The following is a 20201-nucleotide window of genomic DNA, read 5'->3' on the forward strand; positions in this document are numbered from 1 at the left end:
TTTCGCTGGCCGGCTGGCTCCTGCGTCACTTTGTAGGAGCCGGCGTGCCGGCGAAGCACTTCTCAACGGCTCAGATACATCCGCGTCGTCAGCAGGTACACCGGCAGCCCAGACACCAGAATCAGCAGTGCTGCATAAGGTGCCGCGGCCGCAAACTCCACATTCGCGGTATGGGCCCAGACCTCTGTGGCCAGGGTATTCAGCCCGGTCGGGCTGAGCAGCAAGGTTGCAGTCAGCTCTTTCATCGCATCCAGAAACACCAGGGCGAAGGCTGCGCCCAGTGCTGGAAAGATGATCGGCAACGTTACCCGGCAAAAAGCACTGAATGGCGATGCTCCCAGGGTTCTTGCCGCTTCTTCCAGTTGCGGCGCGGCCTTGTTCAGGGCGGTGCGGATGGGCGCCTGTGCCAGGGGCAGGAACAGCAGGGCATAGGCGATCAGTAACAGCGCCGAGGTTTGATACAGCACCGGCACATAGTGCAGGGCGAAGTACACCAGCGTCAGGGCGATCACCAGGCCGGGCAGGGCATGCAACAGGTAGGGCAGACGCTCGGCCCAGATGGCCAGTCGTCCCTTGTGACGCACCACTAGCAGTCCCACAGGAACCGCCAGCGCCAGGCACAGGGCGGCGCCGCCCAGGGACAGTGCCAGGGAGGAAAGCAGTGCTTCGCCGATGGCTGCGACCGGGAAAGCGGCCGATGAACCCATGGCCAGCCAGTAGGCAAGCATGCCCAGGGGAACGCCGCTGCCAATCAAGGCCAGTAGCAGGCAGTAGATTTGTCCGCCTGCGGACCAGCGTCCCAGGCGTACCTGTTCTGCATGTCGCGCTGCACCTTGGCCGGTGCGTACGTGACGCCCCTTGCCACGAACCCGCAGCTCTAGACCCAGCAGTATCAGGCACAGCACCAGCAGTACCGCCGAGAGCATGGCTGCGTTGGCGTTGCTGAACTCCAGCTCGAATTGCTGATAGATCGCCGTGGTGAAGGTTTGCAGGCCGATGATCGACAGGGCGCCGAATTCCACCAGCATGTGCAGGGCAATCAACAGGGCTCCTGCCAGTAACGATGGCCAGAGCAGGGGCAGGGTGATCTTGAAGAACACGCCCCAGCGATTTTGCCCAAGGGTGCGTGCGGACTCCTCGAGGGAGGGGTCAAGATTGCGTAGGGTGGCTGCCACTGGCAGGAACACTAGGGGGTATTTGGACAGGGTCATCACCAGGATCGCACCGCCCAGTCCTTCGAATCCGGCGCTCAGGGACACCCAGGTGAAGCTGCTGATGAAGGCCGGTACGGCGAAGGGCAGGCACAGCACTACGCCCCAGATCCGTCGTCCTGGCAGATCGCTGCGCTCCAGCAGCCAAGCCAGGGATAGGCCGATCATTGCGCAGGCGATGGTGACTCCCAGCATCAGTAGCAAGGTGTTGCTTAGCAGGCGGAATACATAAGGGCGCCACAGCAGGTGCAGCGCTTCGGCCCAGCCGGCTTGCCAGGCCTTGAGCCCGACATACAGCAGAGGCAGCAGGCTCAGGCAAACCAGTAGCAATACCGGCAGCAGCAGCCAGATCGATGGTCGCTTGCGCCTCGGCACGTAAGGCGTGCGCGAGACGGGGGCGCAGAGTGGTGGACTCATCAGTTCAGGCCGACGTCGCGTTCCAGGTCCAGTGCTTCCTCGGCATTTCCGAGGTCGGCCGGGGTGACTTTCGGAGCCTGCAGTTCACTGAATGGCTTGAGGCCGCGATCCGACTCCATGCCTTTATGCAGTGGGTACTCGGCGGTGGTCTGGGTGATCACCCGCTGACCCTCTTCGCTGGCCATATAGGCAAGGAGCTGTTGAGCTTCATTCGGGTGTTTGCTGGACTTGAGCACTGCGGCGCTGGAGACCGTGATCAGGCCGCCAACATCGCCGCCGGTGAAATAGTGCAGCTTCGAGTCCAGTTGACCTTTTTCCCGTTGCAGTGCGAACCAGTAGTAGTTGTTCACCAGGACGGTGGCCACTTCACCGTTTTCCACGGCCTTGAGGGCTACCATGTTATTGCTATAGACCTTGCCGAATGCCCGCAGGCCGGTCAGCCACTCTTCTGCTGCATCCATACCGTGCAATTTGATGATGGCCACGGCTTGTTCCTGGAAGGCGCCGCTGGTCGGTACGAAACCGACCTTGCCTTGCCATTGTGGCTGGGAGAACTCCATCACCGACTTGGGCAGGTCTTTCTCATTGATCAGTTTCGGGTTGAAAGCCACCACTCGCACTCGAGCGGTGATGCCGATCCAGGTGCCGTTGCTGGCTACGTATTCCTTGGGCAGGACGGCCAGGGTCGCGGCATCGGTCTGGGCAAGCAGGCCTTGTTCGCCCAGTTTGTTCAGGGGCGGCGACTCTTCGGTGTAGATCACATCAGCGGGGGAGCGATCGCCTTCTTCGACGACCTGGCTGGCCAACTGATTGCTGCTGCCCTTGCGCACGTTGACGTGGATGCCGGTCTTGGCTTCGAAGGCCTTGGCAACGGCATCGCCGACTTCCTTGTGCTGGCCGTTATACAGGGTCAGGGAAACAGGATCGGCTGCTTGGGTGAGTGGAGATGCCAGGGTCAATCCCAGCAAAGTGATGGTCAAGCCACGCAGAAGGGATGTTGGAAGGAGGGTATTTCTGAACATCATTCGCAGGTTTCCTCACTGTAGTGCCGCAAAAACTTGTAACAATCATAAACGATATCGTTTCTCATGTGCGCTTTACGGGTACGACGGCGGGGCGATGAGGCGAGGGAATGCCTGGAGGCATAAACGCAAAAACCCGCTTTCGCGGGTTTTTGGGAGACTTGAAAGCGATGCTCTCAAGTTTGAATTGGTGCCCAGAAGAAGACTCGAACTTCCACGACCTTGCGGTCACCAGCACCTGAAGCTGGCGTGTCTACCAATTTCACCATCTGGGCAGTATCGACGTCGTCGCCGTGTCGATGGAGCGCACTATACGGACCGTGTTTTGATCTGTAAACCCCTGTTTTGGTTTTATTAAATCAAACACTTAGAATGCAAAAACCCGCTTTCGCGGGTTTTTGTTTGAGTCTTGAAATTGATCTAATCTCAAGCTCTTGAATTGGTGCCCAGAAGAAGACTCGAACTTCCACGACCTTGCGGTCACCAGCACCTGAAGCTGGCGTGTCTACCAATTTCACCATCTGGGCAGTATCGCTGACGTCTCCGTCGTCGATGGCGCGCACTATACGGAGGCTCTTTTAAGCTGTAAACCCCCGATTTCAAAAAAGTTTGAAAAAAGTCTCCGGTGGCAGGCGTGAGGATGTTTCTGAGGCGGCGATGAGGATTTTTCCAGCGTTGTCTGAGCCTGAAATTTCCCGTTTCAATACGCGTATGCCAAACTAACCCGCATATAGACAAGGTGAAATTTATCTAATGGCCGATTGGCAGTCCCTCGATCCCGAGGCCGCTCGTGAAGCGGAAAAATACGAAAACCCTATTCCTAGCCGCGAACTCATCCTCCAGCACCTTGCTGATCGGGGTTCGCCTGCTAGTCGCGAGCAGTTGGTAGAAGAGTTCGGTCTGACCACAGAGGACCAACTTGAAGCTTTGCGCCGCCGCCTACGCGCCATGGAGCGCGACGCTCAACTGATCTACACCCGCCGCGGCACTTATGCGCCGGTGGACAAGCTCGACCTGATCCTCGGTCGTATCAGCGGCCACCGCGACGGCTTCGGCTTTCTGGTGCCGGATGATGGCAGCGACGACCTGTTCATGAGCCCGGCGCAAATGCGCCTGGTATTCGATGGTGACCGCGCCCTGGCCAGAGTTTCCGGCCTGGATCGTCGTGGTCGTCGCGAAGGCGTGATCGTCGAAGTGGTATCTCGTGCCCATGAAAGCATCGTGGGGCGTTACTTTGAAGAGGGCGGTATCGGCTTTGTGGTAGCGGATAACCCGAAGATCCAGCAGGAAGTGCTGGTGACACCGGGGCGTAATGCCAATGCCAAGGTCGGTCAGTTCGTTGAAGTGAAGATTACTCACTGGCCGACGCCGCGCTTCCAGCCACAAGGCGACGTAGTTGAAGTGGTAGGCAACTACATGGCGCCGGGCATGGAAATCGACGTTGCCCTGCGCACCTACGATATTCCCCATGTCTGGCCCGAGGCCGTGCTCAAAGAGGCCGCCAAGCTCAAGCCGGAAGTGGAGGAGAAGGACAAAGAGAAACGCATTGATCTGCGCGACCTGCCTTTTGTCACCATCGATGGTGAAGACGCTCGCGACTTCGACGACGCGGTGTTTTGCGAAGCCAAGCCCGGCAAGCTGCGCCTGTTCGGCGGCGGCTGGAAACTGTACGTGGCCATTGCCGACGTCTCCAGCTACGTGAAGATTGGTTCGGCTCTGGATGCTGAAGCCCAGGTGCGTGGCAACTCGGTGTATTTCCCCGAGCGGGTTATCCCGATGCTGCCTGAGCAGCTTTCCAATGGCCTGTGCTCGCTGAACCCGAAAGTTGATCGCCTGGCCATGGTTTGTGAGATGACCATCTCCAAGTCCGGCGAAATGACCGATTACCAGTTCTATGAAGCGGTGATCCACTCCAAGGCGCGACTGACCTACAACAAGGTCAGCACCATGCTCGAGCAGCCGAAAACCACCGAAGCCAAGCAACTGCGCGGTGAGTACGCGGATGTCGTACCGCACCTTAAGCAATTGTATGCGCTGTACAAGGTCCTGCTCGGTGCTCGTCATACCCGTGGCGCCATCGACTTTGAAACCCAGGAAACCCGGATCATCTTCGGTTCCGAGCGCAAGATCGCCGAAATTCGTCCAACCACGCGCAACGATGCTCACAAACTGATTGAGGAATGCATGCTGGCGGCCAACGTGGCCACCGCCGAGTTCCTCAAGAAGCACGAGATTCCGGCCCTGTACCGGGTGCACGACGGTCCGCCGCCGGAGCGTCTGGAGAAGCTGCGTGCCTTCCTTGGCGAGCTGGGCCTGTCCCTGCATAAAGGCAAGGATGGTCCTACGCCGAAGGACTACCAGGCGCTGCTGGAAACCATCAAGGATCGTCCGGATTACCACCTGATCCAGACCGTGATGCTGCGCTCGCTGAGCCAGGCGGTGTACAGCGCTGATAATCAGGGCCACTTCGGCCTGAATTACGAAGCCTATACCCACTTCACTTCGCCGATCCGTCGTTACCCGGACCTGCTGACCCATCGGGCCATTCGCAGTGTCATCCACTCCAAGCAAGACACGCCGCACGTGCGTCGAGCCGGAGCGATGAGTATTCCGAAAGCGCGTATCTATCCGTACGACGAGGCCATCCTCGAGCAGCTCGGTGAGCAGTGCTCGATGAGTGAGCGTCGCGCCGACGAAGCCACTCGTGACGTGGTGAACTGGCTCAAGTGCGAGTTCATGAAGGATCGCGTCGGCGAATCCTTCCCTGGCGTGATCACCGCGGTCACCGGTTTTGGTCTGTTCGTCGAACTCACCGATATCTACGTCGAAGGCCTGGTGCATGTCACTGCGCTGCCAGGTGACTACTACCACTTCGATCCTGTGCATCACCGCTTGGCGGGCGAGCGCACCGGTCGCAGCTTCCGCTTGGGTGACACCGTGGAAGTGCGGGTCATGCGCGTAGATCTGGACGAGCGCAAAATCGATTTCGAGATGGCCGAAAAGACCATTGCTGCACCTATTGGGCGTAAAAAACGGGGTGCTGCGGACGTGCCGGCGAGCAAGGCAGTCGAAGAGCCAGCTCCAGCGAAGGCGGGGCGTCGCAGCTCTGCCAAGGAGAAAGCGGTCGAGGCTTACCGTCCGAGCGATGCGGCGGCAAAAAACGCCGAAGTACGCAAAAGTCGTGAAATGAAACAGGCGCTGCTGGCGGGAGCCAAAGGCGGTGGTAAAGCGGCGTCTGGGGGAAAGTCCGGCAAATCGGCTCCGGCCAGAGACAGCGACCGGCCAGCCAAACCGAGCAAACATCGTAAGGGTCCGCCCAAGGCGGGCTCCGCTTCCGGCGCGAAAAGCGGCGGCGCGCGCAAACCTAAGGCCAAGTCATGAGTCAGTTGGAAAAGATCTACGGCGTGCATGCTGTAGAAGCGTTGCTGCGTCACCATCCCAAGCGGGTCAAGCAGATCTGGTTGGCTGAAGGGCGCAGTGACCCACGGGTTCAGGTGCTGGTTGATCTGGCTGCGCAGAACCGTGTGTCGGTCGGCCAGGCCGAGCGTCGTGAGATGGACGCCTGGGTTGAAGGCGTGCATCAGGGGGTGGTGGCGGAAGTCAGCCCAAGCCAGGTGTGGGGCGAAGCCATGCTCGACGAGCTGCTGGATCGCACCGAGGGCGCGCCACTGTTGCTGGTGTTGGATGGTGTGACCGATCCGCACAACCTTGGCGCCTGCCTGCGTACCGCCGATGCGGCGGGTGCCCTGGCGGTGCTGGTGCCCAAGGACAAGTCGGCCACTCTGACCCCGACTGTACGCAAGGTGGCTTGCGGTGCTGCCGAAGTGATTCCGCTGGTGGCGGTGACCAATCTGGCCCGTACCCTGGAAAAGCTTCAGCAGCGCGGCCTGTGGATCGTCGGTACCGCCGGCGAGGCCGAGCAGGAGTTGTACGATCAGGATCTGACCGGCCCGACCATCATCATCATGGGGGCCGAAGGCAAGGGCATGCGTCGCCTGACTCGCGAGCACTGCGACTATCTGGTGCGCCTGCCAATGGCCGGCAGCGTCAGCAGCCTCAACGTCTCCGTGGCCACGGGCGTCTGCCTGTTCGAAGCCATGCGCCAGCGCGGCGCCAAGGCCAAGGCCGTCGCCAAAAAAGCCTGATCTATCCCGTAGGAGCCGGCTTGCCGGCGAACCACGCCCTGCCGTCCATTGCCGGCTCGTTGGCTCCTGCAGGTGATTGTTCAAATAATCACCAATTGCCTTGCGCCGCTGTTCCCCCTTCTCTACAATTGCGCCCCTTGCCGTGACGGCAGGCGCATATGTGCCTACTAACAGGCAAGACACACCAGTGTCATTCACTCCTTGTCTGACCGCTTATAGGCGGCAGGCTACAACCCGTAAGGAGCATTCATGCGTCATTACGAAATCATCTTTTTGGTCCACCCGGATCAAAGCGAGCAAGTCGGCGGCATGGTTGAGCGTTACACCAAGCTGATCGAAGAAGACGGCGGCAAAATCCACCGTCTGGAAGACTGGGGCCGTCGTCAACTGGCCTATGCAATCAACAATGTTCACAAGGCTCACTACGTGATGCTGAACGTTGAGTGCACCGGTAAAGCCCTGGCTGAGCTGGAAGACAACTTCCGTTACAACGATGCTGTGATCCGTAACCTGGTCATCCGTCGCGAAGAAGCCATCACTGGCCAATCCGAGATGCTCAAGGCTGAAGAAAACCGCAGTGAGCGCCGTGAGCGTCGTGACCGTCCTGAGCATGCTGACAGCGCCGATGGCGATGACAGCGACAACAGCGACGCCAGCGATAACGCTGACGAGTAATCCACGGACCTTTTGAGGAGCCAATTACATGGCACGTTTCTTCCGTCGTCGTAAATTCTGCCGCTTCACCGCTGAAGACGTGAAAGAGATCGATTACAAAGATCTCAACACTCTGAAAGCCTACGTATCCGAGACCGGCAAAATCGTTCCAAGCCGCATCACCGGTACCAAAGCTCGTTATCAGCGTCAGCTGGCCACCGCTATCAAGCGCGCCCGCTTCCTGGCCCTGCTGGCCTACACCGACAGCCACGGCCGCTGAGACCGGGCAGTCGACAAGTAGTAAGGGATTGAATGCATGCGCGCCTTAGCTGAGTTCATCATGCGCGGTCGTATGCAGGCCACTCTGGTAGTGGCTGGCTGTTCGGCATTGCCGTTGTTGTATTGGTTGGGTGCTGCCGCGGGGAGCCTGGTGCTTCTGCGGCGCGGGTTGAAGGATGCCCTTGGTGTCCTCGCTCTGGGAATGCTGCCGGCTTTGTTCTGGTGGCTGGCGTTCGATGATCCGCGAGCATTTCTGGTGCTGGTGGGGTCTTCGAGTCTTGCGTTGGTTTTGCGCGCAGGCGAGTCCTGGAGCCGCGTGCTGCTGGTCAGCATAGCGATGGGATTGGTGTTTGCTGGAGTCCTGGGTGCGGCTTTCCGCCCTCAGATCGAAGCGTTGTCGCAGGAATTGATAAAGATCCTGCCGATGGCCTTGGGTGAGGTCTACCAGCAGTTATCGGTTGAAGAGCGAGCTCGTCTTGCCACGCTGATTGCACCGATCCTGACCGGCCTGATAGCGGCCTTGTTGCAAGCCATCAGCGTGCTGAGCCTGATTCTTGGGCGTTACTGGCAGGCTGTGTTGTATAACCCGGGTGGTTTTGGTCGCGAGTTTCGCGCCATCAGAATCCCTCTTGGGCCAGCGATGTTGCTGCTGGCGTGCATGCTGGTGGGGCCGAACTTCGGACCTCAACTGGCCATGCTTACGCCGATGTGCAGTGTCCCGCTGGCTTTTGCCGGGCTGGCCCTGATTCACGGGCTGGTGGCGCAAGGGCGACTGGCCAGATTCTGGCTGGTGGGGTTGTACGTCACGCTGTTGCCATTCATGCAGCTGATCTATCCGTTGCTAGTGGTCCTGGCCATTGTCGACAGTCTGGTTGATTTTCGCGGTCGTTTGGCGCCGAAAGACGCCGATAACGCGAACGGTGAAGGTTAAAAGTTAAGAGGATTTTCACATGCAACTGATCCTTCTGGAAAAAGTCGCCAACCTGGGCAACCTGGGCGACAAAGTGAACGTTAAGGCTGGTTACGGCCGTAACTACCTGCTGCCTTACGGCAAAGCCACCGCTGCTACCGCTGCCAACCTGGCTGCGTTCGAAGAGCGTCGTGCTGAGCTGGAAAAACTGGCTGCAGACCGTAAAGCTTCGGCTGAAAGCCGCGCTGCCCAACTGGCCGAGCTGGAAGTGACCATCACTGCCACCGCCGGTGACGAAGGCAAGCTGTTCGGTTCGATCGGCACCCACGACATCGCTGATGCACTGACCGCCTCCGGCGTTGAAGTTGCAAAAAGCGAAGTTCGTCTGCCGAACGGCACCATCCGCAACGTAGGTGAATTCGACGTAGCCGTGCACCTGCACGCTGAAGTTGAAGCAACCGTACGCGTTGTCGTGGTGGCTGCTTAAGCAGTACCAAATCGTCTGGCACCTTGTGTGGCTGACGGTTAACATCGGGCACGATCCTGTTTACAGGTCGTGCCCTTTGTCTTTCTGCTGATCCTGATTTTCACCCCCGAATTCCAAGTGGCCATGAACGATATTTCCGCTCCCGAGCAATACGATCTGCAAACCGCTGCCCTGAAGGTGCCGCCGCATTCCATCGAGGCCGAACAGGCCGTGCTCGGTGGTCTGATGCTGGACAACAACGCCTGGGAACGCGTGTTGGATCAAGTGTCCGACGGCGATTTCTATCGGCATGACCACCGTTTGATCTTCCGCGCCATCGCCAAGCTGGCCGATCAGAACATGCCCATCGACGTGGTCACCCTGTCCGAGCAGTTGGACAAGGAAGGCCAGACCTCCCAGGTCGGCGGCCTGGGCTATCTCGGCGAGCTGGCCAAGAACACCCCGTCGGTGGCCAACATCAAGGCCTATGCGCAGATCGTTCGCCAGCGGGCGACCCTGCGCCAACTGATCGGCATCAGTACCGAGATCGCTGACAGCGCCTTCAACCCTGAAGGTCGCACCGCCGAAGAGATCCTCGACGAGGCCGAACGGCAGATCTTCCAGATTGCCGAGGCGCGGCCCAAGACCGGCGGTCCGGTGGGCGTCAACGAGTTGCTGACCAAGGCCATCGACCGCATCGACACCCTGTTCAACACCGACAACGCCATCACCGGCCTGTCCACCGGCTACACCGACCTCGACGAGAAGACCAGTGGCCTGCAACCGGCCGACTTGATCATCGTCGCCGGCCGTCCGTCCATGGGTAAGACCACCTTCGCCATGAACCTGGTGGAAAACGCGGTACTGCGCAGCGACAAGGCGGTGTTGGTGTACTCCCTGGAGATGCCAGGCGAATCGCTGATCATGCGTATGCTGTCCTCCCTGGGCCGCATCGACCAGACCAAGGTCCGTTCCGGCCAGCTGGAAGACGACGACTGGCCGCGCCTGACCTCGGCGGTCAACCTGCTCAATGACCGCAAGCTGTTCATCGACGACACCGCGGGTATCAGCCCTTCGGAAATGCGTGCGCGGACCCGTCGCCTGGTGCGTGAGCACGGCGACATCGCGCTGATCATGATCGACTACCTGCAGCTGATGCAGATCCCCGGTTCCAGCGGTGACAACCGGACCAACGAGATTTCCGAGATCTCCCGGTCCCTCAAAGCCCTGGCCAAGGAATTCAACTGCCCGGTGGTGGCCCTGTCCCAGCTCAACCGCTCTCTGGAACAACGCCCCAACAAGCGCCCGGTGAACTCCGACTTGCGGGAATCCGGAGCGATCGAGCAGGACGCCGACGTGATCATGTTCGTGTACCGGGATGAGGTGTATCACCCCGAGACCGAGCACAAGGGCATTGCCGAGATCATCATCGGCAAGCAGCGGAACGGCCCCATCGGCTTTATCCGCCTGGCGTTCATCGGCAAGTACACCCGCTTCGAGAACCTCGCGCCGGGCAGTTACAACTTCGACGACGACGAATAACCCGCCCGTTCGCCGGCAATTCGCTTGCCGGCGCCTAGCTGTAGGTGCCGGCTCGCCGGTGAATCGGGCAGCACCGAATTCCGACCATAATGGTCGGAATTGGTTATTTTTTGTGCTATATTCCGCGCCCGCGAATTTCCCTGTGAATCAACGCGTCCCTATCCAAGCCAACACCGGTCATCGACATGCAAGCAGCCAAGCCGTTATTTGACTATCCAAAGTACTGGGCCGAATGTTTCGGGCCAGCACCATTCCTGCCCATGAGCAGGGAGGAGATGGATCAGCTTGGCTGGGATTCCTGCGACATCATCATCGTCACCGGTGATGCCTACGTCGATCACCCCTCGTTCGGCATGGCGATCATCGGCCGGCTGCTGGAGTCCCAGGGCTTTCGCGTGGGGATCATCGCCCAGCCCAACTGGCAGTCCAAAGACGACTTCATGAAGCTCGGCGAGCCGAACCTGTTCTTCGGTGTCGCCGCCGGCAACATGGACTCGATGATCAACCGCTACACCGCCGACAAGAAAGTCCGCTCCGACGACGCCTACACCCCGGGCGGCCTGGCGGGCAAGCGTCCGGACCGCGCCAGCCTGGTGTACAGCCAGCGCTGCAAGGAAGCCTACAAGCATGTGCCGATCGTCCTGGGCGGCATCGAGGCTTCCCTGCGCCGTATTGCTCACTACGACTACTGGCAGGATCGGGTGCGCAACTCGATCCTGATCGACGCCAGCGCCGACATCCTGCTGTACGGCAACGCCGAGCGGGCCATCGTTGAAGTGGCCCAGCGCCTGTCCTATGGCCACAAGATCGAAGACATCACCGACGTGCGCGGCACCGCCTTCATCCGCCGCGATACGCCCAAAGACTGGTACGAAGTGGACTCCACCCGTATCGACCGCCCGGGCAAGATCGACAAGATCATCAACCCCTACGTCAATACCCAGGACACCCAGGCCTGCGCCATCGAGCAGGAGAAGGGCCCGGTTGAAGATCCGAGCGAAGCCAAGGTGGTGCAGATCCTTGCCAGCCCGCGGATGACCCGGGACAAGACCGTGATCCGCCTGCCGTCCATGGAGAAGGTGCGCAACGACCCGGTCCTGTACGCCCACGCCAACCGCGTGCTGCACCTGGAAACCAACCCGGGCAACGCCCGCGCCCTGGTGCAGAAACATGGCGAAGTGGACGTGTGGTTCAACCCGCCGCCCATTCCCATGACCACCGAGGAAATGGACTACGTGTTCGGCATGCCTTACCAGCGCGTTCCGCACCCGGCCTATGGCAAGGAAAAGATTCCGGCCTACGACATGATCCGCTTCTCGGTGAACATCATGCGCGGCTGCTTCGGCGGCTGTACCTTCTGCTCCATCACCGAGCACGAAGGGCGGATCATCCAGAACCGTTCCGAAGAGTCGATCATTCGCGAGATCGAAGAAATCCGCGACAAGGTTCCCGGTTTTACCGGAGTGATCTCCGACCTTGGCGGCCCGACCGCGAACATGTACCGCATCGCCTGCAAGAGCCCGGAGATCGAATCCGCGTGCCGCAAGCCGTCCTGCGTGTTCCCCGGCATCTGCCCGAACCTCAACACCGACCATTCGTCGCTGATCCAGCTGTATCGCAGCGCCCGCGCTTTGCCCGGGGTGAAGAAGATCCTCATCGCCTCCGGCCTGCGCTATGACCTGGCGGTGGAATCGCCGGAGTACGTCAAGGAGCTGGTGACCCACCACGTGGGTGGCTACCTGAAGATTGCCCCGGAACACACCGAGGAAGGTCCGCTCAATCAGATGATGAAGCCGGGCATCGGTACCTACGACCGCTTCAAGCGCATGTTCGAGAAGTACTCCAAGGAGGCGGGCAAGGAGCAGTACCTGATTCCGTACTTCATCGCCGCCCACCCGGGGACCACCGACGAAGACATGATGAACCTGGCCCTGTGGCTCAAGGGCAACGGCTTCCGCGCCGACCAGGTGCAGGCGTTCTACCCGTCGCCGATGGCCACCGCCACCGCCATGTACCACTCGGGCAAGAACCCGCTGCGCAAGGTCACCTACAAGAGCGACGGCGTGACCATCGTCAAGAGCGAGGAGCAGCGCCGCCTGCACAAGGCGTTCCTGCGCTACCACGATCCCAAGGGCTGGCCGATGCTGCGCGAGGCCCTGCTGCGCATGGGTCGTGGCGACCTGATCGGCCCGGGCAAGCACCAGCTGATTCCGACCCATCAGCCGGCCACCGACAGCTACCAGAGCGCCCGCCGCAAGAACTCGACACCGGCCGGCAGCCACAAGGTGGCCAAGGAAACCAAGATCCTGACCCAGCACACCGGCCTGCCGCCGCGTGGCAGTGACGGTGGCAATGCCTGGGACAAGCGTGAACAGGCCAAGGCCGCCGCCTTCGCCCGCAACAAGCAGGCCGCCAAGGAGCGTGCCGATGCGGCCAAGGGCAAAGGCAAGAAGCCAACCCGCAAGCCGGTGGTACCGCGCTAGACAACAGAACGCCAGCTCCTCGGAGCTGGCGTTTTTGTTTTGGCTGCCGATCGCGGCGCAAGCCGGTCTTGTTGGCGGTCCGCTGTTAGCGCTGGCGCATTGAGCTGGCGCTGCATTAACAGTGCGCGCGCAGTAGCTTCGGGTCATGCCGCCTGGCACATTTCTGTGCAGTGAGCTGCACAGGGATGCACCGCTTGCGCGGTTTTGGTGCTGTACTGCCCCGAGTCGTTGAACAACCCCCCGGACTTGGGCCCTGGCACAAGTCTTGCGCGGGTTCATCCACCGCTCAGGCTCGCAGGAGGCACGCCGTGTCGATTCATGTCGCATTGCACCATGTCACGCACTATCGCTACGACCGCGCCGTCGAACTTGGCCCGCAGATCGTCCGCCTGCGCCCGGCTGCCCACAGCCGCACGCGAATACTCGCCTATGCGCTGAAGGTCCAGCCCGAGCAGCATTTCATCAACTGGCAGCAGGACCCCCAGGGCAATTATCTGGCGCGCCTGGTCTTTGCGGAGAAAACCACCGAGCTGCGGATCGAAGTGGATCTGCTGGCGGAGATGGCGGTGTTCAATCCGTTTGACTTCTTCCTTGAGCCCTACGCGCAGCAGATCCCTTTCGCCTACGCCGCCGATGAGCAGCGCGAGCTGGCGCCCTACCTGGAAACCCTGCCCCTGACGCCCAAGTTCCAGGCCTACCTGGACGGTATCTCGCGTACGCCGTTGCCGGCGGTGGACTTCCTGGTGGCGTTGAATCAGCGACTCAGCGCCGACATCGCCTACCTGATTCGCCTGGAACCGGGGGTGCAGAGCCCGGAGCAGACCCTGGTCAATGCCTCCGGCTCCTGTCGCGATTCGGCCTGGCTGCTGGTGCAGCTGTTGCGCCACCTGGGACTGGCGGCGCGTTTCGTCTCCGGCTACCTGATCCAGCTCACGGCCGACGTCAAATCCCTGGATGGTCCTTCGGGCACCGAGGTGGACTTCACTGACCTGCATGCCTGGTGCGAGGTCTACTTGCCCGGAGCCGGCTGGATCGGCCTGGACGCGACCTCAGGGCTGTTTGCCGGAGAAGGTCACATTCCCCTGGCCTGCAGCCCCGATCCCTCTTCAGCGGCGCCCATCACGGGTCTTGTGGAGCCTTGCGAGTGTCAGTTCAGCCATGAAATGAGTGTGGAGCGGATCTGGGAAGCGCCCCGGGTCACCAAGCCTTACACCGACGAGCAGTGGCTGGCCATCCAGGCCCTGGGCCGGCAGATCGATGTGGACCTGCTGCAGAACGATGTGCGCCTGACCATGGGCGGCGAACCGACCTTCGTGGCCATCGACGATCCCGACGGCGCCGAGTGGAACACCGCCGCCCTGGGCGCGAACAAGCGGCGTTTGGCCGCTGAGCTGTTCCAGCGCCTGCGCCAGCGCTACGGGCCTCAGGGGCTGGTGCACTTCGGCCAGGGCAAGTGGTACCCGGGGGAGCAATTGCCGCGCTGGTCGCTGAACTGCTATTGGCGAGTTGACGGTGTGCCGATCTGGCACAACAGCGCCTTGATTGCCGATGAGCACGAGGACTATGGCGCTGACGCATCATTGGCCGGGCGCTTTCTCGCCAGTGTCGCCGAGCGCCTGAAGCTGCCCGGGCGCTTTGTGTTTCCCGCCTACGAAGACCATTTCTATTACCTGTGGCGCGAGGGCCGCCTGCCCCTCAATGTCAGTGCCGAGGACTCGCGGCTGGAGGATGCCCTGGAGCGCCAGCGGTTGCGCAAGGTGTTCAGCCAGGGCCTGGATAAAGTCATTGGCCAGGTGCTGCCCCTGGCCCGCAGCGCCAAGGGTGATCAATGGCAGAGCGGCCGCTGGTATTTGCGAGACAGTCATTGCCGATTGGTGCCAGGGGATTCCCCCCTGGGCTATCGCCTGCCCCTGGCGTCCCAACCCTGGGTGACAGCGGCGGAGTACCCCTTCATTCACCCCAACGATCCGAACCAGGACTTCCCTGAGCTGCCGGACCGGGCGCAGCTCGCAGAAGTCCCTGAGCCGGCGGTTGCGGATGAGCGCGTGCCACAGATCGATCAGTCCGCGGATTGGCTGACCCGTACCGCGCTCTGCGCCGAGGCGCGAGAAGGGCGGCTGTACCTGTTCATGCCGCCCCTGGAGCGACTCGAGGATTACCTGCAACTGGTCAGCGTGATCGAAGCCACTGCGGCAGAGCTGCATTGCCCGGTGCTGCTGGAAGGCTACGAGCCGCCCGCCGACCCGCGCTTGAGCAACTTCCGGGTGACGCCGGACCCGGGCGTGATCGAGGTCAACGTGCAGCCTTCGGTCAGTTGGGACGAGCTGGTGGAACGCACCGAGTTCCTGTACGAGCAGGCCCGGCAGACCCGCCTGACCAGTGAGAAATTCATGATCGATGGACGCCACACCGGTACTGGCGGCGGCAACCATTTCGTCCTCGGTGGCGCGACGCCGGCGGATTCGCCGTTCCTGCGCCGCCCCGACCTGCTGCGTAGCCTGATCAGCTATTGGCACAATCATCCGTCGTTGTCCTACCTGTTTTCCGGGTTGTTCATCGGCCCCACCTCCCAGGCACCCAGGGTCGATGAGGCGCGCAACGACTCGCTTTATGAACTGGAAATTGCCTTTGCACAAATGCCCGCGCCGGGCGAGGAGTGCCCGCCGTGGCGGGTGGATCGCCTGCTGCGCAACCTGCTGATCGATGTCACCGGCAATACCCATCGCGCCGAGTTCTGCATCGACAAGCTCTATGCGCCGGACGGCGCCACCGGGCGTCTCGGCCTGCTGGAACTGCGGGCCTTTGAAATGCCGCCCCATGGGCGCATGAGCCTGGTCCAGCAGTTGCTGCTGCGGGCGCTGGTGGCGCGGTTCTGGCGCGAACCTTATGCCCCGGCCAAGCTGGCGCGTTGGGGCACCGAGCTGCACGATCGTTTCCTGCTGCCGCATTTCATCGAGCAGGATTTTGCCGATGTGCTGGTGGAGCTCAATGCCGCCGGATATCCGCTGCGGGCCGAGTGGTTTGCCGCGCACTTGGAGTTTCGCTTTCCCAAGGTCGGCGATTACGCGGTCAGCGGTATCGAGCTGGAGTTGCGTCAGGCCCTGGAGCCCTGGCATGTGCTGGGGGAAGAGGGCGGGGCCGGGGGCACGGTGCGCTATGTCGACTCCTCTGTGGAGCGTCTGCAGGTCAAGGTCAGTGGGCTGACGCCGCAGCGCCATGTGCTGACCTGCAACGGTGTGGCGGTCCCCTTGCAGCCCACCGGGCGGGTAGGGGAGTTTGTCGCCGGGGTGCGCTATCGCGCCTGGCAGCCGGCCAACTGCCTGCAACCCGGCATCCCGGTACACGCACCGCTGGTGTTCGATCTGCTGGACAGCTGGATGCAGCGCTCCCTGGGGGGCTGCCAATACCATGTGGCCCATCCTGGGGGACGCAACTACGACAGTCTGCCGGTCAATGCCAATGAAGCGGAAAGCCGGCGCATGGCGCGTTTCTTTCGCCTCGGACACAGCCCCGGGAGCCTTGCGGTGCCGCCTTTGATCATCAATGACGAGCTGCCCATGACCCTGGATTTGCGACGCTTCTAATCCACCTGCGACGCCCGCGATCTAGCCATATCCGGGCGTCGGGGCTGTGGGTTAATCTGACTTTCCCTGCCGTCTGCCGAGTGTTCCATGCCTGACTTGCTAGACCGTTACCCGCTGACGGCGGGTACCTACCACGAGCTGCTGGATGACCAGGGTGCGGTCCGGGCGCACTGGCAGCGCCTGCTTGAACAACTGCAACGCAGCAGCCCCGCACAACTGGCCCAGCGCCAGGCGCTGCTGACCCGGCAGATCCACGAGAACGGTGTCACCTACAACGTCTATGCCGACCCCAAGGGCGCGGACCGGCCCTGGGAGCTGGATTTGCTGCCCCATGTGATCCCGGTGGAGGAGTGGCAACTGTTGTCCGCCGGGATCGCCCAGCGGGCGCGCCTGCTCAATGCCGTACTGGCGGACCTGTACGGCCCGCAGCGACTGATCAGCGAAGGGCTGTTGCCTGCTGAACTGGTGTTCGGGCACAACAACTTTCTCTGGCCATGCCAGGGCATCCAGCCGCCCGAGCAGACCTTTCTGCACCTCTATGCAGTGGACCTGGCGCGCACCCCCGATGGTCGCTGGTGGGTCACTGCCGATCGTACCCAGGCGCCGTCCGGGGCCGGCTATGCCCTGGAAAATCGCATGATCGTGTCCCGGGCCTTTCCGGATCTGTACCGCGACCTGCACGTGCAGCATCTGGCCGGCTTCTTCCGTGCCCTGCAGGAAACCCTGGCCCGGCAGGCGCCCCGGGATGCCGAAGCGCCGCTGATCGTGCTGCTGACTCCGGGGCGTTTCAACGAGAGTTACTTCGAGCATCTGTACCTGGCGCGTCAGCTGGGTTACCCGCTGGTGGAGGGCGGCGACCTGACGGTGCGCGATGCCACGGTCTATCTCAAGACCCTCAGCGGCCTGCGTCGGGTGCACGCCATCATGCGTCGCCTGGATGATGATTTCTGTGATCCTCTGGAGCTGCGCACCGATTCCGCTCTGGGGGTGCCCGGCCTGCTGGATGCAGTGCGTCAGGGCCGGGTGCTGGTGGCCAATGCCCTGGGCAGCGGGGTGCTGGAGTCTCCAGGGCTGCTGGGCTTCTTGCCGAAAATCAGCCAGTTCCTGTTGGGGGAGCCATTGCTCCTGCCTTCCATCGCCACCTGGTGGTGTGGCGAGGCACCCGTGCTGCAACAGGCCCTGGAGAAACTCCCAGAGCTGCTGATCAAGCCGGCGTTTCCATCCCAGAGTTTCACCCCGGTGCTGGGGCGCGACCTGAGTCCCGAACAGCGCGCCAGCCTCGCCGAGCGTATGCGTGCGCGACCCTATGCCTATGTGGCCCAGGAGTTGCCGCAACTGTCCCAGGCGCCGGTCTGGCAGGCCGAGGACGGTCGCTTGCAGCCACGGGCCATCGGCATGCGGGTGTACGCGGTGGCCAGCGACGACGGCTATCGGGTGCTGCCCGGCGGCCTGACCCGGGTCGCCGCCGATGCCGACGCCGAAGTGGTGTCGATGCAGCGCGGTGGCGCCAGCAAGGACACTTGGGTGCTGGGGGAGCGCGCCCCCAGTGGCGAGCAATGGAAAGCCCAGCGCACCATTGGTGTCTATGACCTGGTCCGTCGTGATCCCTACTTGCCGTCGCGGGTGGTGGAGAATCTGTTCTGGTTCGGTCGTTATTGTGAGCGCTGTGACGACAGCGCACGGCTGTTGCGGATCATGCTGGCCCGTTACGTCGATGGCGACGATCCGCGAGCCTTGCTGGCCGCGGTCGACCTGGGGGAAAGCCTGATGCTGCTGCCGGATGAGGGCGAGTTGCCCGAGCGTCTGCTGGCGGCCCTGTTGGGGGAGGACTGGTCGTTCAGCCTGCGCTCCAACTTGCAGCGCCTGCAGTGGGCCGCCTCCCAGGTGCGCGGCAAGCTGTCCCGGGAAAACTGGCAGGCCCTGGTGGAGTTGCAGCGCGAAGCCCAGGAGCTGGACACCGCAGAGCCGGACTTCGGCGAGCTGCTGGATTTTCTCAACCGTCTGGTGATGTCCCTGGCGGCGCTCTCGGGATTCGCCCTGGACGACATGACCCGCGACGAAGGATGGCGCTTCCTGATGATTGGCCGACGCATCGAGCGCCTGCAATTTCTCAGCAGCAGCCTGGCCGCCTTCCTGCGGGGCACTGCGGTGTTCGATCAGGCGGGCCTGGAGTGGCTGCTGGAGCTGGGCAACAGCAGCATCACCTATCGCTCCCGCTACCTGGCGGTGGCGCAGTTGATACCGGTCCTCGACCTGTTGCTGCTGGATGAGCAGAACCCCCATGCGGTGCTGTTCCAGCTCAAGCTGGTGACCCGAACCCTCAAGCGCCTCAACGATGACTTCGGCGTGCCCCGTGAGGTGGCGTTGCCGAGGCTGGTGGAGCGCCTGGCCCATGTCGACCTGGGCTGCCTGGAGAACTCCCTGTTTGGTGAGGCCAGCGTGAGAGCCGCCGTGGCGGGGCTGGCGGACCTGTTGCAAGAGATCGCCGAAGTCAGCGGCCAGGTGTCCGATCGCCTGGCCTTGCGGCATTTCGCCCACGTGGATGATGTCAGCCAGCAAACGGTGTCGGTGTAATGAGCGCGCGCTACCAGATTTTCCATGACACCCATTATCGCTACGACAGCCCGGTGTCCCTGGCCCAGCAGCTGGCGCACCTGTGGCCCCGGGTTTGCGCCTGGCAACAGTGCAGCGAGCGGCAGTTGCTGATCAGTCCCGAGCCCACCTCCCGCCGTGACGAGCAGGATGTGTTTGGTAACCCTTTGACCCGTCTGGCCTTCGAGCGGCCCCATGATGAATTGCAGGTCAACGCCCAGCTTAGCGTCGAGGTGCTGGATCGGCCGCGTTTGGACTTTGCCGCGTCCATGGCGTGGGATGTCGCCCGGGGAGCCCTGACCTACAGCGGTCGGCCGTTGCCGGTGGCGTTGCTAGAGGCCAGCCGCTATCGCTTCGAATCACCTTATGTGCATCTCAAGCAGCGTTTCGTCGAGTTTTCCGCAAGCTGCTTTGCTCCGGGACGGCCACTGTTGCAGGGCGTCCAGGCCTTGATGGAGAAGATCTTCAGCGAATTCACCTTCGATGCCGAAGCGACCCAAGTGGCGACACCTTTGGTGGAAGTCCTGGAGCGTCGACGGGGCGTGTGCCAGGACTTTGCCCACCTGATGCTGGCGTGCCTGCGTTCGCGAGGGTTGGCGGCGCGCTACATCAGCGGCTACCTGCTGACCCAGCCACCGCCGGGGCAGCCGCGGCTGATCGGTGCCGACGCTTCCCATGCCTGGGTATCGGTGTTTTGCCCGGTGCTGGGCTGGGTGGATTTCGATCCGACCAACAACGTGCAGCCGGCACTGGAACACATCACCCTGGCCTGGGGCCGTGATTTTTCCGATGTGTCGCCGTTGCGTGGAGTGATTCTTGGCGGGGGCAGCCATGACCCGGAGGTCCGGGTCACCGTCATGCCTCTGGAATAAAGCAGGAGCCGGCTTGCCGGCGAA

The 20201-nt window shown here is 61.8% G+C and carries 13 protein-coding genes and 2 tRNA genes; 11 read left to right on the top strand and 4 right to left on the bottom strand.

Going from position 1 to position 20201, the window contains the following annotated elements; translation table 11 throughout:
* Positions 1–62 precede the first annotated feature (62 nt).
* The 4 genes from DWF74_RS18905 to DWF74_RS18920 all read right to left on the bottom strand — a co-directional run bounded on the left by DWF74_RS18905 (position 63) and on the right by DWF74_RS18920 (position 3177).
* The gene (locus tag DWF74_RS18905; RefSeq protein WP_115581481.1) at positions 63–1628 is read right to left on the bottom strand and encodes an ABC transporter permease; all 1566 of its coding nucleotides are present in this window, start codon (positions 1626–1628) and stop codon (positions 63–65) included.
* On the bottom strand, positions 1628–2653 hold the full coding sequence (locus tag DWF74_RS18910; RefSeq protein WP_102862916.1) for an extracellular solute-binding protein: 1026 nt from the start codon (positions 2651–2653) through the stop codon (positions 1628–1630). The genes DWF74_RS18905 and DWF74_RS18910 overlap by 1 nt, the downstream gene beginning before the upstream one ends.
* A 185-nt stretch (positions 2654–2838) precedes the next feature.
* Positions 2839–2925 (bottom strand) — tRNA-Leu (locus tag DWF74_RS18915).
* 165 nt (positions 2926–3090) lie between these two features.
* Positions 3091–3177, bottom strand: a tRNA-Leu gene (locus tag DWF74_RS18920).
* 226 nt (positions 3178–3403) lie between these two features.
* On the opposite strand from DWF74_RS18920, the gene rnr reads away from it, so the two are divergent.
* The 11 genes from rnr to DWF74_RS18975 all read left to right on the top strand — a co-directional run bounded on the left by rnr (position 3404) and on the right by DWF74_RS18975 (position 20177).
* Positions 3404–6031 carry a ribonuclease R gene (gene rnr, locus DWF74_RS18925; protein ID WP_115581482.1) on the top strand — a complete coding sequence of 876 codons (2628 nt, stop codon included), beginning with the start codon at positions 3404–3406 and terminating at the stop codon, positions 6029–6031.
* A complete protein-coding gene (rlmB, locus tag DWF74_RS18930) occupies positions 6028–6795 on the top strand; it encodes a 23S rRNA (guanosine(2251)-2'-O)-methyltransferase RlmB (protein WP_016964328.1) in 768 nt (255 codons plus the stop codon). Before rnr ends, rlmB begins: the two co-directional genes overlap by 4 nt.
* 249 nt (positions 6796–7044) lie before the next feature.
* Positions 7045–7470: a 30S ribosomal protein S6 gene (rpsF, locus tag DWF74_RS18935; RefSeq protein WP_011058949.1), complete on the top strand. Its 426-nt coding sequence runs from the start codon at positions 7045–7047 to the stop codon at positions 7468–7470.
* Between the two features lie 28 nt (positions 7471–7498).
* Positions 7499–7729 (top strand): 30S ribosomal protein S18, encoded by a 231-nt coding sequence (gene rpsR / locus DWF74_RS18940; protein WP_002551829.1) that lies wholly within the window; start codon positions 7499–7501, stop codon positions 7727–7729.
* A gap of 36 nt (positions 7730–7765) precedes the next feature.
* Positions 7766–8659, top strand: a complete 894-nt coding sequence (locus tag DWF74_RS18945) for a hypothetical protein (protein WP_102862918.1) — start codon at positions 7766–7768, stop codon at positions 8657–8659.
* 19 nt (positions 8660–8678) lie between these two features.
* On the top strand, positions 8679–9125 hold the full coding sequence (rplI, locus tag DWF74_RS18950; protein ID WP_020299422.1) for a 50S ribosomal protein L9: 447 nt from the start codon (positions 8679–8681) through the stop codon (positions 9123–9125).
* A 123-nt stretch (positions 9126–9248) separates the two neighbouring features.
* Positions 9249–10646 (top strand): replicative DNA helicase, encoded by a 1398-nt coding sequence (gene dnaB, locus DWF74_RS18955; RefSeq protein ID WP_007921486.1) that lies wholly within the window; start codon positions 9249–9251, stop codon positions 10644–10646.
* 185 nt (positions 10647–10831) lie between these two features.
* Complete coding sequence (locus DWF74_RS18960; RefSeq protein WP_102862919.1) at positions 10832–13129, top strand: YgiQ family radical SAM protein; 2298 nt, start codon at positions 10832–10834, stop codon at positions 13127–13129.
* A 308-nt stretch (positions 13130–13437) separates the two neighbouring features.
* Positions 13438–16713 carry a DUF2126 domain-containing protein gene (locus tag DWF74_RS18965; RefSeq protein ID WP_115581483.1) on the top strand — a complete coding sequence of 1092 codons (3276 nt, stop codon included), beginning with the start codon at positions 13438–13440 and terminating at the stop codon, positions 16711–16713.
* 87 nt (positions 16714–16800) lie between these two features.
* Positions 16801–19287: a circularly permuted type 2 ATP-grasp protein gene (locus DWF74_RS18970; protein ID WP_102862921.1), complete on the top strand. Its 2487-nt coding sequence runs from the start codon at positions 16801–16803 to the stop codon at positions 19285–19287.
* Complete coding sequence (locus DWF74_RS18975; RefSeq protein WP_102862922.1) at positions 19287–20177, top strand: transglutaminase family protein; 891 nt, start codon at positions 19287–19289, stop codon at positions 20175–20177. The genes DWF74_RS18970 and DWF74_RS18975 overlap by 1 nt, the downstream gene beginning before the upstream one ends.
* Positions 20178–20201: the final 24 nt, after the last annotated feature.

Origin of the sequence: Pseudomonas protegens (assembly GCF_003363755.1) — a bacterium.
Taxonomy (GTDB): domain Bacteria; phylum Pseudomonadota; class Gammaproteobacteria; order Pseudomonadales; family Pseudomonadaceae; genus Aquipseudomonas; species Aquipseudomonas danubii.